Below are 13,291 nucleotides of genomic sequence, written 5' to 3'. Positions count from 1 at the left end.
CCGGCATGACAGAACAGGAAGCACGCCAGGTCCTGCTGCTGCAAGCCCTGGAGGCTGAGCGCGGCAAGCATTGGTCCACCGAGGACGGCCGCTGGGCTACCCGCCAGGCCGCTGCGCTGGTGGGCGAGAAGACCTCGCCCGAGCGCTTCGTGGTGGCGCGGGCCAGTGTGGCCATGCAGCGCCTGTTGCCGCGCGATGCTGCTGCGCGGCGCTGGCTCGAACGCCGTGCCTGGCACCCGGTCTGGGTAGGCTTCGGCGCATTGCTGGCCTTCATCACCGGCATGGTGGTCGACCGGCTCGGCGATCCGGCTCACGTCAACCTGCTCGCGCCCGCCGTGTGGGCGGTGGTGCTCTGGAACCTCTGCGTCTACATCGCGGCCCTGCTGCCCTGGGGCGGCGGTTTCGGCAGCCAACTCGGGCCGTGGTTGTCGCGGCGCGGGCGTGGGGCCTCCCAGTCGGCCTCGCTGCTGTGGGCGCAGCAGGCCGCGCCGCTGTCGATGAAGCGCGCTGCGCTTGTCATGCATGTGAGCGCGGCTGCACTCGCGCTCGGGCTGATGACCGGCATGTACCTGCGTGGCCTGGTGCTCGACTATCGGGCCGGGTGGCAGAGCACCTTCCTCGATGCGGCCACCGTTCAGGCGCTGCTGAACGCGTTGCTGGCACCGGCCAGCGTGCTCACCGGCATCGCCGTGCCCGATGTGGTGCCGCTGCGCGTGGGGCCGGGCGCGCCGGCGCAGGCGAGCGCCGCACCATGGATCCACCTGTACGCCGCGACGCTGGCCTTGTGGGTGGTGCTGCCGCGGTTGTTGCTCGCGTGGTGGGCGGCCTGGCGCGCGCAGGCGCTGGCCGAGAGGTTTCCACTCGCGCTCGACACGCCGTACTTCGAGGCGCTGCACCCCGCGATGCGGCCGGGCGAGTCGCGTGTCGTGCAGCTCGCGTGGGTCGCGCCGCCTGACCTGGCACCACTGAGCTTGTTCGGCCACACCGTGCACGGTGACTTGAAGGCGCCGCTGTCGTTGCTGCGCAGCGAGGAAGGCGACGAGTTGCAACTCGCGCCAACGCCCGACAGCCTTCCCGCGACACAAGCGGACCTGCCCGCCGGCTGGCAGCGCTGGTGGTCGCGCCTGGGCAAGCCTTGGCGCAGCGCGGCGGCGACCGCCGCACCGCGGGTCGATGCGCTGCTCTGGGTGGGCGACACCTCGACCGCGCAACCGCCGGCCGTCATTGCGGCCCTGCAGGCCCACACCCCTGTGCTGGTGCTGCGCGATGCCGACACCGCCGAGCCGCCCGCGCTGCCGCTGCGCCGCCTGGCCGATGGTTATATTCCCGATGGCCTGCTGCTGAAGGCGCTTGGGCAGCGCCTCGACGGCGATGTGCGCCTCACGCGCCTGGCCGCGAGCTGGGCCGAACGGCAGCATGCCCTGGTCGAAGCCGGCATCGACGAGATCGCGCAGACCCTGGCCCGTGTGGCGGCCATGCGCGAACTGGTCGCCGACGCCGGTGGCCTGCTCGGCGGCTCGCGCACAGAGGCCGAAGGCGCCCGCGAGGCGGCCCGCGTGGCGCTGCTGGCGTCGCTCGATCGCGAACTCACCGCACACCGTACGCGGCTCCTTGCGATCATGGGCCGCGTCCAGCCGGATCACGAGGCCTCGGCGAGCGCCGCCGTGCCGGGTGCCGAGGTGGCCTTGCGCGGCCGCGTGGGCGAGCGCAAGGCGGCGATGGTGGGCGGCCTGCTCAGCGGCGCGGCGGCCGGTTTCAAGGCCGATGTGCTGAGCGGCGGCCTCACCATGGGTGCCGGCGCGCTTGCCGGTGGCTTGCTGGGTGCGCTGAGCGCCGCCGGTGCCGCGCGTGGTTTGAATGTGCTGCGCGGCAGCCGTGTGAACTGGGACGAGACCGCGCTGCGCGCCATCACCACCGCGCTGCTGCAGCGCGGGGCGGCGATGCTGACCGGCCCCCTGCCGGCCGAGACGCAAGAGTCCCTGACCGAAGCGGTGGAGGCGCGCCGCTCGGAATGGGCGCATGCCTGGGACCTGCGTGGCCCAAGCGATGCCGACCAGCAGGCCATGGCCTCGGCGCTGCGTGAGCCCCTTCGCGACGCCCTGGAGCATGCGCTCGCTCCGGCCGAGCCGACAGCACCCGCGTCTTAAAGCACGCGAAGATCGCGCGAGCGGGTGCGTCGCCTTCGCAATGGCGGTGGCGCGCATAAGCAGTTTCCACACGCGCACTCCGCGGGTTTCCGCCAGACATGTTCAGGCGCGCGCTGCCTACGATGCGTGATCGCCCTTCCATTCATCTCGACGCAAGGAAGGGTGTGTCCTGTTTGATCGATCCCATCAGTAGGAGACACAACGTGACCGCACCGCAACGCCGCCGCTTCCTCAAGTCCGCCACCGCCGCCGCTGCCGGCGCAGGCGCCATCGCCACGCCCATGGTGTCCAACGCGCAGACCACCGCGCTGCGATTCCAGAGCACCTGGCCCGCGAAGGACATCTTCCACGAGTACGCCAACGACTTCGCCAAGAAGGTGAACGACATGGCCGGTGGCCGCCTCAAGATCGAGGTGCTGCCCGCCGGCTCGGTGGTGCCCGCCTTCCAGCTGCTCGAGGCCGTCAACAAGGGCACGCTCGATGGCGGCCACGGCGTGGTGGCCTACCACTACGGCAAGAACTCGGCGCTCGCGCTGTGGGGCTCGGGCCCGGCCTTCGGCATGGACCCGAACATGGTGCTCGCGTGGCACAACTACGGTGGCGGCAAGGCGCTGCTCGAAGAGATCTACAAGTCCATCAACATGGACGTGGTCTCGTACCTCTACGGCCCCATGCCCACGCAGCCCTTCGGCTGGTTCAAGAAGCCGATCGCCAAGGCGGCCGATGTGAAGGGCATGAAGTTCCGCACCGTCGGCCTGGCGGTCGACATGTACTCGTCGATGGGCGCGGCGGTGAACCCGCTGCCCGGCGGCGAGATCGTGCCCGCGCTCGATCGCGGCCTGATCGACGGCGCCGAGTTCAACAACGCATCGAGCGACCGCGTGCTGGGCTTCCCCGATGTCGCCAAGAACTGCATGCTGCAAAGCTTCCACCAGAGCGGCGAGCAGTTCGAGATCCTCTTCAACAAGGGCAAGCTCAACGCGCTGCCGGCCGAGCTGCGCGCAATGGTCGACTATGGCGTGCAGGCCGCGAGCGCCGACATGAGCTGGAAGGCCATCGACCGCAACTCGAAAGACTACGACGAGCTCAAGAAGGCTGGCGTGAAGTTCTACAAGACGCCCGATGCCATCCTGAAGGCCCAGCTCGACGCGTGGGACGCCATCATCAAGAAGAAGGGCAGCGAGAACGCACTCTTCCAGAAGGTGCTCGATTCGCAAAAGGCTTTCGCGCAGCGGGCCAAGGGCTGGCAGAACGACTACATGGTCGACTTCAACATGGCCTACAACCGCTACTTCAAGAGCGGTGGCAAGAAGGCCTGATTTGCGCGTGTCTCAGGGGCGCCCGGGCTGGGCGCCCTTTTTACTTGAAGGTGTCGGAGGCGACGAAGACGATGCAGAAGCTTCTGCTGGCGGTGGACCGGTTCTCCACCTGGGTAGGCCAGGCCTTCGCGTGGTCGGCGGTGGTGCTCACGCTGCTGATCACCTGGGAGGTGTTCTCGCGCTACGTGCTCAACAAGCCGCACGGCTGGGTGCTCGACGCGCAGATCATGCTCTACGGCGCGCTGTTCATGACCGCGGGCGCCTACACGCTCGCGAAGAACGGGCACGTGCGCGGCGACGTTCTCTACGGCTTCTTCCGCCCGCGCACGCAGGCGAGCATCGATCTCGTGCTCTACATCGTGTTCTTCCTGCCCGGCATCGTGGCGCTCACGTGGGCCGGCTGGACGTTCGCGCAGGAGTCGCTTGCGATCCGCGAGCAGACCTTCAACGCCGACCCGCTGCCGCTCTACCCGTTCAAGTTCGTGATTCCGGTTGCCGGTGCGGTGCTGCTGCTGCAAGGCATCGTCGAGATCGCGCGCTGCGTGATCTGCCTGCGCGATGGCGTGTGGCCCTCGCGTGAAGAAGACGTGGAAGAAGTCGACGTCGACAAGCTCAAGGAGATGGTCCACGTGAAAGACGCCGACATCGCCGCGCTCGACACCTACGCCCAGCGGCAAGAGGGCAAGGCATGAAGCTGCGCCGCGAACTGTGGTTCGGCTTCGGCCTGATGGCGATCATCGTCGCCTGTGCGCTCTACATGCTGCTGAGCGCGCCTGTCATCACCAACGGCCACATCGGTCTCCTGATGCTCTCGCTGGTGGTGGTGGCCATCATGCTGGGCTTCCCGACGGCGTTCACGCTGATGGGCATGGGCATGCTCTTCACCTGGCTCGCGTACGAAAAAGACTGGCACCGAACGCTCGACCTGATGGTGCAGTCGGCCTACAAGGTGATGGCCAATGATGTGCTCATCTCGGTGCCGCTCTTCGTGTTCATGGGCTACCTGGTCGAGCGCGCCAACCTGATCGAGAAACTGTTCAAGAGCCTGCACCTCTCGCTCGCTCGCGTGCCGGGCTCCCTGGCGGTGGCCACGCTCGTCACCTGCGCGGTGTTCGCCACCGCCACCGGCATCGTCGGCGCGGTGGTCACGCTGATGGGGTTGCTGGCCTTTCCGGCCATGCTGCGCGCGGGCTACAACGTCTCGCTGTCGGCAGGAGCCATCACCGCCGGTGGCTGTCTGGGGATCATGATCCCGCCGTCGGTGCTGCTGATCGTCTATGGCGCGACCGCCGGGGTGTCGGTGGTGCAGCTCTACGCAGGAGCGTTCTTCCCGGGCCTGATGCTCGCGGGCCTGTACATCGTCTACGTGATCCTGATCGCCAAGATCAAGCCCCAATGGGCGCCGCCCCTGTCGGAGGCCGAGCGTGCGGTGCCCCTGCCTGCGCCGCTGGTGCAGGCGGGCGCGAGTGGCGAGCGTCGCGCGGTGCCCGCGCTGATCGGTGCGATCAAGGGCCAGCGCAACCACGGCGTGGCCACCGGCTACCTGCTGCGCCAGCTCGGCATTGCGCTGCTGCCGCTCGCGGTGTTCGTGCTCGCGTCGATCGGCAGCTACCACCTAGCCACGCGCGTGGCGCCATCCGACGAGGTGGCCGGGCTGCAGCAGATTGGGGTGGGTTCAGCCGAGCCTGAGAACGTATCAGCCCCTGGCGGGCTGCAAGAGCCGCAAAGCGAAGGTGGCTTGGCGGAGCCACCAGCGGACGAACAGCAAGGCGGCCTCTCCGAGCCCCCCGCCGAACCCGAGAGCCTGTCGGAGCCGCCTGCCGAGCCCGCGTCAGAAGCTGCCTCGGTGACGGCCGAAGCGCCTGCCGCCGCTGTGACCGAGCCCGCGGCACCGCCGGAGACCGCCCCGGCGGCCGCTCCGACCTCGGCACCCGTGGGCTACTGGATCGGCGTGGGCGCTGGCGCCGTGGCACTCGCTGCGTTCTATCTGGTGCTGAGCTTCGCGCGGCTCGAGATCTTCAAGATGCTGCTCGCGAGCTTCTTCCCGCTCGTGATCCTCATCATGTCGGTGCTGGGCTCGATCGTGTTCGGCCTCGCCACGCCCACCGAGGCGGCTGCGGTCGGCGCCTTTGGCGGCGTCATCCTCGCGGCGGCCTACCGGCAACTCAACTTCACGATGGTGAAGGAGTCGGTCTTCCTCACCGCCAAGACCTCGGCCATGGTGTGCTGGCTCTTCGTCGGCTCGGCGATCTTCTCGGCGGCGTTCGCGCTGCTCGGTGGTCAGGAACTGGTGGAGCAGTGGGTGCTCGGCATGAACCTCACCAAGGTCGAGTTCCTGATCCTCAGCCAGTTCATCATCTTCATCCTCGGCTGGCCGTTGGAATGGACGGAGATCATCGTGATCTTCATGCCGATCTTCATCCCCCTGCTCGACAACTTCGGCGTCGACCCGCTGTTCTTCGGGCTGCTGGTGGCGCTCAACCTGCAGACTGCCTTCCTGAGCCCGCCGGTGGCGATGGCGGCGTTCTACCTGAAGGGCGTGAGCCCGCCGCACGTCACGCTGAACCAGATCTTCGGCGGCATGCTGCCCTTCATGGCGATCCAGGTGCTCGCTATCGTGCTGCTGTACATGTTCCCGAGCATTGGCCTGTGGTTGCCGGCGGTTCTTTACAAGTGACGGGGCAATCTGACCAAGCAATGATCGAGCTCCGCCGAGATCGCGCACCGATCGCCTTCTACTTCGATTTCTCGTCGCCGTACTCGTACATCGCCTCCGAATGGGTGGAGGCGATGGCGGCGCGCCATGGGCGCACCGTGCGCTGGCACGCGATCCTGCTGGGGGCGACCTTCCAGGCGGCCGAGCTCAAGAGCCCGGTGTCGTACCCGATCAAGCGCGACTACGCGATGCTCGACTTCGAGCGCTCCGCACGCTTCGACGGCGTGCCGCTGACCATGCCCACGCCTTTCCCCATCGCCACCCAGAATGCGGCGCGCGTCTTCTGGTGGCTGCACGCGCAAGAGCCGCAGCGCGCCACGGCCTGGGCGCGCCACGGCTTGCGCGCGTACTTCACGCGCGGCGTGAACCTGAGCGATGTCGACTCGCTCAAGCGCACGGCGGCAGAGTTCGGCCTCGCCGCCGACGAGGCGGAGGCGGTGTGGAACGACCCGGCCTGGAAGGCAGCTCTCAAGCAGGCGAACGAGCACGCCATTGCCGCCGGCGTGTTCGGCGCGCCGTTCTTCCTGATAGACAACGAGCCCTTCTGGGGCAATGACAGGCGTGTACAAATGGAGCGTTGGTTGCAGTCGGGGCCGTACTGACGCTGGCCCCGGGCCCACGCATTTGCTCGCGCCACGGCCGAGACCGCAGCCACGCCTTGAACAGGAGGCCGCGCCATGAAGAAGACCGCCAAGTCCCTGGTCGACGAAGCCATGGGCCGCGTCACCACCTACACCGTGGAGCAGGCGCGTGAACTGCACGGCCAGCCCGGCGTGCAGTTCGTGGATGTGCGTGATGTGCGCGAGCTGGAGCGTGAGGGCGCCATCCCCGGTGCCTTCCATGCCCCGCGCGGCATGCTCGAGTTCTGGGCCGACCCCGAGTCGCCCTATCACCAGCAGGAGCTCGCGCAGGACAAGCAGTACATCCTGTTCTGCGCGCTCGGCTGGCGCTCGGCACTGGCCACGCAGACGCTGATGGACATGGGCATGGCGCACGTGGCCCACATCGACGGCGGCTTCACCGCCTGGAAGCAGGCCGGCGGCCCGGTGCAGGCTCGGCCCGCGCGGCCGCCCAAGCCGACCGAATGAGCGGCCATTGACGTATACGTCAATTTAGCCCCTAGAATTTACGTATACGTAAATCAGAGCGGTTCGACCCCCGAGCCGACCGGAGACCGCATGCCCGTCCTCAGCTCCAAGCTCAGCCCGCGTTCCGACGACTTCAAGGCCCATGCGGCCGCCATGCGGGCACTGGTCGACGATCTCAACGCCAAGCTCGCTCAGGTGGCGCAAGGCGGTGGCGAGGGCCCGCGGGCCAAGCACCTCGCGCGCGGGAAGCTACTGCCGCGCGACCGCGTGGAGATGCTGCTCGACCCCGACACGCCTTTCCTCGAAGTGGCGCCACTCGCCGCGCACGGCATGTACAACGGCGCTGCGCCGGGCGCCGGCGTGATCGCCGGCATCGGCCGCGTGAGTGGTGTCGACTGCATGATCGTCTGCAACGACGCCACCGTGAAGGGCGGCACCTACTACCCGATGACGGTGAAGAAGCACCTGCGCGCGCAGGAGATCGCACAGGCCAACCGGCTGCCTTGCATCTACCTGGTCGACAGCGGTGGCGCCAACCTGCCCAACCAGGATGAGGTGTTCCCCGACCGTGACCACTTCGGCCGCATCTTCTTCAACCAGGCGCAGATGAGCGCGCAGGGCATCCCGCAGATCGCGGTGGTGATGGGCTCGTGCACCGCCGGCGGCGCTTATGTGCCGGCGATGAGCGATGAATCCATCATCGTGAAGGAGCAAGGCACCATCTTCCTGGCCGGCCCGCCGCTGGTGAAGGCCGCCATCGGCGAGGTGGTGAGCGCCGAGGAGCTGGGCGGCGGCGACGTGCACACGCGCCTCTCTGGCGTGGCCGACCACCTGGCGCAGAACGACACGCACGCGTTGGCCATTGCGCGCAATGCGGTGGCGCACCTCAACTGGAAGAAGCCGCAGCCGCTGGCCACCGTCGCGCCGCGCGCGCCGCTGTTCGATGCGGCCGAGCTGCACGGCGTGATCCCGACCGACACGCGCAAGCCGTTTGACGTGCGCGAGATCATCGCCCGCATCGTCGATGCGAGCGAGTTCGAGGAGTTCAAGGCGCGCTATGGGCAAACGCTCGTGACGGGATTCGCGCACATCGAGGGCATGCCGGTGGGCATCGTCGCCAACAACGGCGTGCTGTTCTCCGAATCGGCACAGAAGGGCGCGCACTTCATCGAGCTGTGCTGCCAGCGCAAGGTGCCGCTGATCTTCCTGCAGAACATCACCGGCTTCATGGTCGGCAAGAAGTACGAGAACGAAGGCATTGCCAAGCACGGTGCCAAGATGGTGACGGCGGTGGCGACCGCCAACGTGCCCAAGTTCACCGTCATCATCGGCGGCAGCTTCGGTGCCGGCAACTACGGCATGTGCGGCCGCGCCTACGACCCGCGTTTCCTGTGGATGTGGCCCAACGCGCGCATCTCGGTGATGGGCGGCGAGCAGGCCGCGAGCGTGCTCGCCACCGTGCGCCGCGATGGCATCGAGGCCAAGGGCGGCAAGTGGAGCGCCGAAGAGGAAGCCGCATTCAAGAAGCCGATCCGCGATCAGTTCGAAGAGCAGGCCCATCCCTATTACGCCAGCGCACGCCTGTGGGACGACGGTCTCATCGACCCGGCCGACACGCGCCGCGTGCTGGCCTTGGGCCTGAGCGCGAGCCTGAACGCACCGATCCCGGACGCACGCTTCGGCGTGTTCCGCATGTGATGCGCAGCGGCATGAAGCTCTGGGTGTTCGCACTGGCGCTGGCCTGCGTGCTGCCGGTGTCGGCCAAGCTCGTTGAAACGCAGATCGACGTGCCGGTGTCGGTGAAAGACACCTACGGCAAGGCCATCGAGCAGCCCATCCGCGTCACCGTGTTCGTCGACGATGCGACGCCCGCGCCGCACCCCATCCTCGTGCTCAACCACGGCCGTGCCGTCACCCCGGAAGAGCGCGCCAAGCTCGGGCGCGCCCGCTACAGCGACAACGCACGCTACTTCGCGGGCCTGGGCTTCCTGGTGGCCGTGCCCACGCGCGTGGGCTACGGCGTCAGCGGCGGGGAGGACGTGGAGGACAGCGGCACCTGTCAGAGCAAGCGCTACCCCGCAGGCTATCTGGCGGCGGCGGAGCAGACGCGCGCCGTGCTGCAGGTGATCAAGGACTCGCGCGCCGACGCGCGCAGCGATCGCACGGTGGTCGCTGGCCAGTCGTACGGCGGCGCGGTCGCGCTGACGGTGGCCTCGCTCAACCTTGACGGCGTGGTGGCAGGCATCAACTTCGCGGGCGGTGGTGGCGGCAACCCGAGCATGCAGCCGCAGCGGCCCTGCGGCACCGCCCAGCTCGAACACATGTTCCGCGGCTACGGCCGCACGGCCAAGGTGCCCACGCTCTGGATCTACGTCGAGAACGACATGTTCATGGGCCCCGAGTACCCGCGGCAGTGGTTTGCCGCCTACCAGGCCGGCGGTGCACCGGCGCGCATGGTGCAGTTCCCGCCGCACGGCGACGACGGCCACAGCCTGTTCACCCGTTTCCCCGCCGTGTGGAAGCCCGAGGTGGAGTCTTTCCTGCGCGAGCAGGGTTTCCAGTGGGAGCCGCGCTCATGACGATCGAAATCACCCGCCAGGGCCCGGTGGCCCGCGTCTTCCTCAACCGCCCCGACGTGCGCAACGCCTTCAACGACGAGGTGATCGCCGAACTGACGAAGGCCTTCACCGAGCTCGGCGCCGACCCCTCGCTGCGCGCCATCGTGCTCGGCGGCCACGGCAAGGCCTTCTGCGCCGGGGCCGATCTGTCGTGGATGCGTGCGATGGCCGACTACAGCTGGGAGCAGAACCGCGCCGACGCGCAGGCGCTGGCCGACATGCTGTGGGCCATCTACAGCTGCCCGGTGCCGGTGGTGGGCCGCGTCCAGGGCGACTGCTATGCCGGCGGTGTGGGCCTGGCGGCGGTGTGCGACGTGCTCATCGCGGCCGACGTGGCCGCTTTCTGCCTGAGCGAAGCCAAGCTCGGCCTGCTGCCCGGCACCATCAGCCCCTATGTGATCCGCGCCTTGGGCGAGCAGGCTTCCCGGCGTTACTTCGTGACGGCCGAGCGCTTCAGCGCGGCGCGCGCGCAGGCGCTGGGCTTCGTGCACGAGGTGTGCGCGCTGGACGCGCTCGACGCCAAGGTCGACGAGATCGTCGCCTCGCTGGTCGACAACGGGCCGATGGCGGTGCGGGCCTGCAAGCGCCTGGTGCAGGACGTGGCCGGCGAGCCGATCACGGATGAACTGCGCGCCGACACCGCGCGTCGCATCGCCGACATCCGCGCCAGCGACGAAGGGCGCGAAGGTGTGCAAGCCTTCCTGAACAAGCGCAAGCCGAACTGGTTGCAAGAGAAGTGAACCTCGACACCACCCAACTGATGGCGATCGCGGCGGCGCTGGGCTGGGCCAGCGGCCTGCGGCTCTACGCGGTCGTGTTCCTCACCGGCGCGGCGGGCTACATGGGCTGGGTCGACCTGCCCTCGGGGCTGCAACTGCTGCAGCACCCGCTGACGCTGGGTGCCAGCGGGCTGATGTTTTTCGTCGAGTTCTTCGCCGACAAGATCCCCGGCATCGACACCGTGTGGGACGTGCTGCACACCGTGATCCGCGTACCCGCCGGTGCCGCGCTGGCGGCGGGCGTGTTCGGCGCCGACGGCGCAACGGCCACTGCCGTGGCCGCGCTGCTCGGCGGTGCGCTCGCGGCCACCAGCCACGCTGCCAAGGCGACCACGCGCGTGGCGGCCAACACCTCGCCCGAGCCCTTCAGCAACATCGGGCTCTCGCTGATCGGCGACAGCGTGGTGCCGGTGATGCTGTGGCTCTCGTGGGAGCACCCGCTCGTCTTCTTCGTGCTGCTCGGCGTGGCCCTCGCGGTGATGGGCTTCACGCTGTGGCTGCTCTCCAAGTTTCTGCGCCAGCTGGCGCGCCGGGTGTCGGTGTGGCTCGGTGCCGCTCAGCCCTTGAATTGAGGTCTGCATGTTCAAGAAGATCCTGATCGCCAACCGAGGTGAGATCGCCTGCCGCGTCGCGGCGACGGCAAGGCGCCTCGGCATTCGCACGGTGGCTGTCTATTCCGACGCCGATGCGCGGGCCAAGCATGTGCAGGCCTGTGACGAAGCCGTGCACATCGGCGGCCCGGCGCCGAAGGAAAGCTACCTGCGCGGTGACCGCATCATCGAAGTGGCCAAGGCCACCGGCGCGCAGGCCATCCACCCGGGCTATGGCTTCCTGAGTGAGAACGAAGAGTTCGCGCAGGCCTGTGCCGACGCCGGCCTCGTCTTCATCGGCCCGCCGGCTTCGGCGATTCAGGCGATGGGCCTCAAGGCCGAGAGCAAGCGCCTGATGGCGAAGGCCGGCGTGCCGCTGGTGCCCGGCTACCACGGTGCGGATCAAGACCCGGCTCTGCTTCAGCGCGAGGCCGATGCGATCGGCTACCCGGTGCTCATCAAGGCCAGCGCGGGTGGCGGTGGCAAGGGCATGCGGGTGGTGACCGCGGCGGGCGAGTTCGCGCAGGCGCTGGGCTCGTGCAAGCGCGAGGCGATCAACAGCTTCGGCGACGATGCGGTGCTGATCGAGCGCTACGTGACGCGGCCGCGGCACATCGAGATCCAGGTCTTCGGCGACACGCAGGGCAATTGCATCCACCTCTTCGAGCGCGACTGCTCGGTGCAGCGCCGCCACCAGAAGGTGCTCGAGGAAGCGCCCGCGCCGGGCATGAGCGAGGCGCGCCGCCGCGAGATGGGCGCGGCCGCCGTGGCGGCGGCCAAGGCGGTGGGCTACGTCGGTGCGGGCACGGTGGAGTTCATCGCCGAGCCCACGGCCGATGGCGACCTGCGCTTCTACTTCATGGAGATGAACACGCGGCTGCAGGTGGAGCACCCGGTGACGGAAGCCATCACCGGGCTCGATCTCGTCGAGTGGCAACTGCGCGTGGCCAGCGGCGAGCCGTTGCCACTCAGGCAAGACGAGTTGCGCATCCACGGCCACGCCATCGAGGCGCGCATCTGCGCCGAAAACCCCGACAAGCAGTTCATGCCCGCCACCGGCAACCTGCAGGTCTATCGCACGCCCACATGCAGCAGCTTCGAGCGATCGGATGTGCGCGTCGACGCCGGCGTGCGCGAGGGCGACGCCATCTCGCCCTTCTACGACTCGATGATCGCCAAACTCATCGTCTGGGGTGCCGACCGCGCGCAGGCGCTGGCGCGGCTCGATGCAGCACTGGCACAGACGCACATCGTGGGGCTGCACACCAACGTGGCCTTCTTGCGGCGCGTCGTGCTCAGCCGCTCGTTCAGCGAGGCCGACCTCGATACCGCGCTCATCGAGCGCGAACGCGCCGCCCTGTTCGGCGCGCCGCCGCTGCCAGCCGAAGTCGCAGCGGCGGGTGTGGTTGCCCAGGTGCTGGCGAGCGAGTTCGCGCAGCAGGGTGACGACCCCTGGTCGCGCCGCGATGGCTGGCGCCTCTTTGGCGGTGCGCGTCGACGCTTCGACCTCGAACTCAACGGCCGCCATGAAGTCGTCACGCTGGAACGCGATCACCGTGGCGATGCGATGACGCTCGTGATCGGTGAGCAGCGCTGGCCGTTCGCGGCAGCGACGCGCGGCGGCGCTCTGCACGAGGTTCAACTCGGCGAGCGCCGCGTGCCGCTGAACGTGTACGCGCGAGGAGAACGCGTCAGCGTGTTCGCACCCGATGGCTCGGCCACGGTGCTGCATGTCGATGTGCTCGCGCATGCCGGCGAGGGCGCGGCCGAAGGCGGCCGGCTGACCGCGCCGATGCCGGGCAAGGTGATCGCCTTTCTTGCGCAGCCCGGGCAGGCGGTGAAGCAGGGCCAGGCACTGGCCGTGATGGAGGCGATGAAGATGGAGCACACCATCACCTCACCGCGCGATGGCACGGTCGAAGAACTGCTGTACGCCCCCGGTGACCAGGTGGCAGAGGGCGGTGAGCTGTTGCGCCTTGCGGCGGTGGCCTGACCGGGTTGTGATGCGGGCCGCGGTGTGGGTGGGCCGTGGTG

At 68.5% G+C, this 13,291-nt stretch carries 11 protein-coding genes; all 11 read left to right on the top strand.

The window, feature by feature from the left end; translation table 11 throughout:
• Positions 1 to 5: 5 nt before the first annotated feature.
• Entirely contained in the window at positions 6 to 2,147 is a 2,142-nt protein-coding gene (locus tag AC1KAR_RS06995; protein ID WP_480315881.1) for a DUF2868 domain-containing protein, read from the top strand.
• A gap of 203 nt (positions 2,148 to 2,350) precedes the next feature.
• Positions 2,351 to 3,466, top strand: coding sequence for a TRAP transporter substrate-binding protein (locus tag AC1KAR_RS06990; protein WP_480315879.1), 1,116 nt, complete (start codon positions 2,351 to 2,353; stop codon positions 3,464 to 3,466).
• Between the two features lie 71 nt (positions 3,467 to 3,537).
• Entirely contained in the window at positions 3,538 to 4,158 is a 621-nt protein-coding gene (locus tag AC1KAR_RS06985) for a TRAP transporter small permease subunit (RefSeq protein ID WP_480315877.1), read from the top strand.
• On the top strand, positions 4,155 to 6,143 hold the full coding sequence (locus AC1KAR_RS06980; RefSeq protein WP_480315875.1) for a TRAP transporter large permease: 1,989 nt from the start codon (positions 4,155 to 4,157) through the stop codon (positions 6,141 to 6,143). The genes AC1KAR_RS06985 and AC1KAR_RS06980 overlap by 4 nt, the downstream gene beginning before the upstream one ends.
• A gap of 20 nt (positions 6,144 to 6,163) precedes the next feature.
• Positions 6,164 to 6,784 carry a DsbA family protein gene (locus AC1KAR_RS06975; RefSeq protein WP_480315873.1) on the top strand — a complete coding sequence of 207 codons (621 nt, stop codon included), beginning with the start codon at positions 6,164 to 6,166 and terminating at the stop codon, positions 6,782 to 6,784.
• Positions 6,785 to 6,859: 75 nt separating this feature from the next.
• A complete protein-coding gene (locus AC1KAR_RS06970) occupies positions 6,860 to 7,270 on the top strand; it encodes a rhodanese-like domain-containing protein (RefSeq protein WP_480315871.1) in 411 nt (136 codons plus the stop codon).
• Positions 7,271 to 7,360: 90 nt separating this feature from the next.
• A complete protein-coding gene (locus AC1KAR_RS06965; protein ID WP_480315869.1) occupies positions 7,361 to 8,968 on the top strand; it encodes a carboxyl transferase domain-containing protein in 1,608 nt (535 codons plus the stop codon).
• A gap of 11 nt (positions 8,969 to 8,979) precedes the next feature.
• Positions 8,980 to 9,849 carry an alpha/beta hydrolase family protein gene (locus tag AC1KAR_RS06960; protein ID WP_480315867.1) on the top strand — a complete coding sequence of 290 codons (870 nt, stop codon included), beginning with the start codon at positions 8,980 to 8,982 and terminating at the stop codon, positions 9,847 to 9,849.
• Entirely contained in the window at positions 9,846 to 10,628 is a 783-nt protein-coding gene (locus AC1KAR_RS06955) for an enoyl-CoA hydratase/isomerase family protein (protein WP_480315865.1), read from the top strand. The genes AC1KAR_RS06960 and AC1KAR_RS06955 overlap by 4 nt, the downstream gene beginning before the upstream one ends.
• Before the next feature lie 20 nt (positions 10,629 to 10,648).
• Positions 10,649 to 11,239: a DUF4126 domain-containing protein gene (locus AC1KAR_RS06950; protein ID WP_480317791.1), complete on the top strand. Its 591-nt coding sequence runs from the start codon at positions 10,649 to 10,651 to the stop codon at positions 11,237 to 11,239.
• Positions 11,240 to 11,246: 7 nt separating this feature from the next.
• Positions 11,247 to 13,250: an acetyl/propionyl/methylcrotonyl-CoA carboxylase subunit alpha gene (locus AC1KAR_RS06945; protein WP_480315863.1), complete on the top strand. Its 2,004-nt coding sequence runs from the start codon at positions 11,247 to 11,249 to the stop codon at positions 13,248 to 13,250.
• Positions 13,251 to 13,291 lie beyond the last annotated feature (41 nt).

The sequence above is a fragment of the Piscinibacter sp. PDB1-1 genome (genome assembly GCF_056675995.1).
This window is presented reverse-complemented; position numbering and strand designations above follow the sequence as displayed.

Coding starts and splice junctions, on each gene's coding strand:
- AC1KAR_RS06980 (WP_480315875.1), top strand. CDS start 4,155: ATGAAGCTGCGCCGCGAACTGTGGTTCGGCTTCGGCCTGATGGCGATC.
- AC1KAR_RS06950 (WP_480317791.1), top strand. CDS start 10,649: ATGGCGATCGCGGCGGCGCTGGGCTGGGCCAGCGGCCTGCGGCTCTAC.
- AC1KAR_RS06945 (WP_480315863.1), top strand. CDS start 11,247: ATGTTCAAGAAGATCCTGATCGCCAACCGAGGTGAGATCGCCTGCCGC.
- AC1KAR_RS06970 (WP_480315871.1), top strand. CDS start 6,860: ATGAAGAAGACCGCCAAGTCCCTGGTCGACGAAGCCATGGGCCGCGTC.
- AC1KAR_RS06965 (WP_480315869.1), top strand. CDS start 7,361: ATGCCCGTCCTCAGCTCCAAGCTCAGCCCGCGTTCCGACGACTTCAAG.
- AC1KAR_RS06995 (WP_480315881.1), top strand. CDS start 6: ATGACAGAACAGGAAGCACGCCAGGTCCTGCTGCTGCAAGCCCTGGAG.
- AC1KAR_RS06960 (WP_480315867.1), top strand. CDS start 8,980: ATGAAGCTCTGGGTGTTCGCACTGGCGCTGGCCTGCGTGCTGCCGGTG.
- AC1KAR_RS06955 (WP_480315865.1), top strand. CDS start 9,846: ATGACGATCGAAATCACCCGCCAGGGCCCGGTGGCCCGCGTCTTCCTC.
- AC1KAR_RS06985 (WP_480315877.1), top strand. CDS start 3,538: ATGCAGAAGCTTCTGCTGGCGGTGGACCGGTTCTCCACCTGGGTAGGC.
- AC1KAR_RS06975 (WP_480315873.1), top strand. CDS start 6,164: ATGATCGAGCTCCGCCGAGATCGCGCACCGATCGCCTTCTACTTCGAT.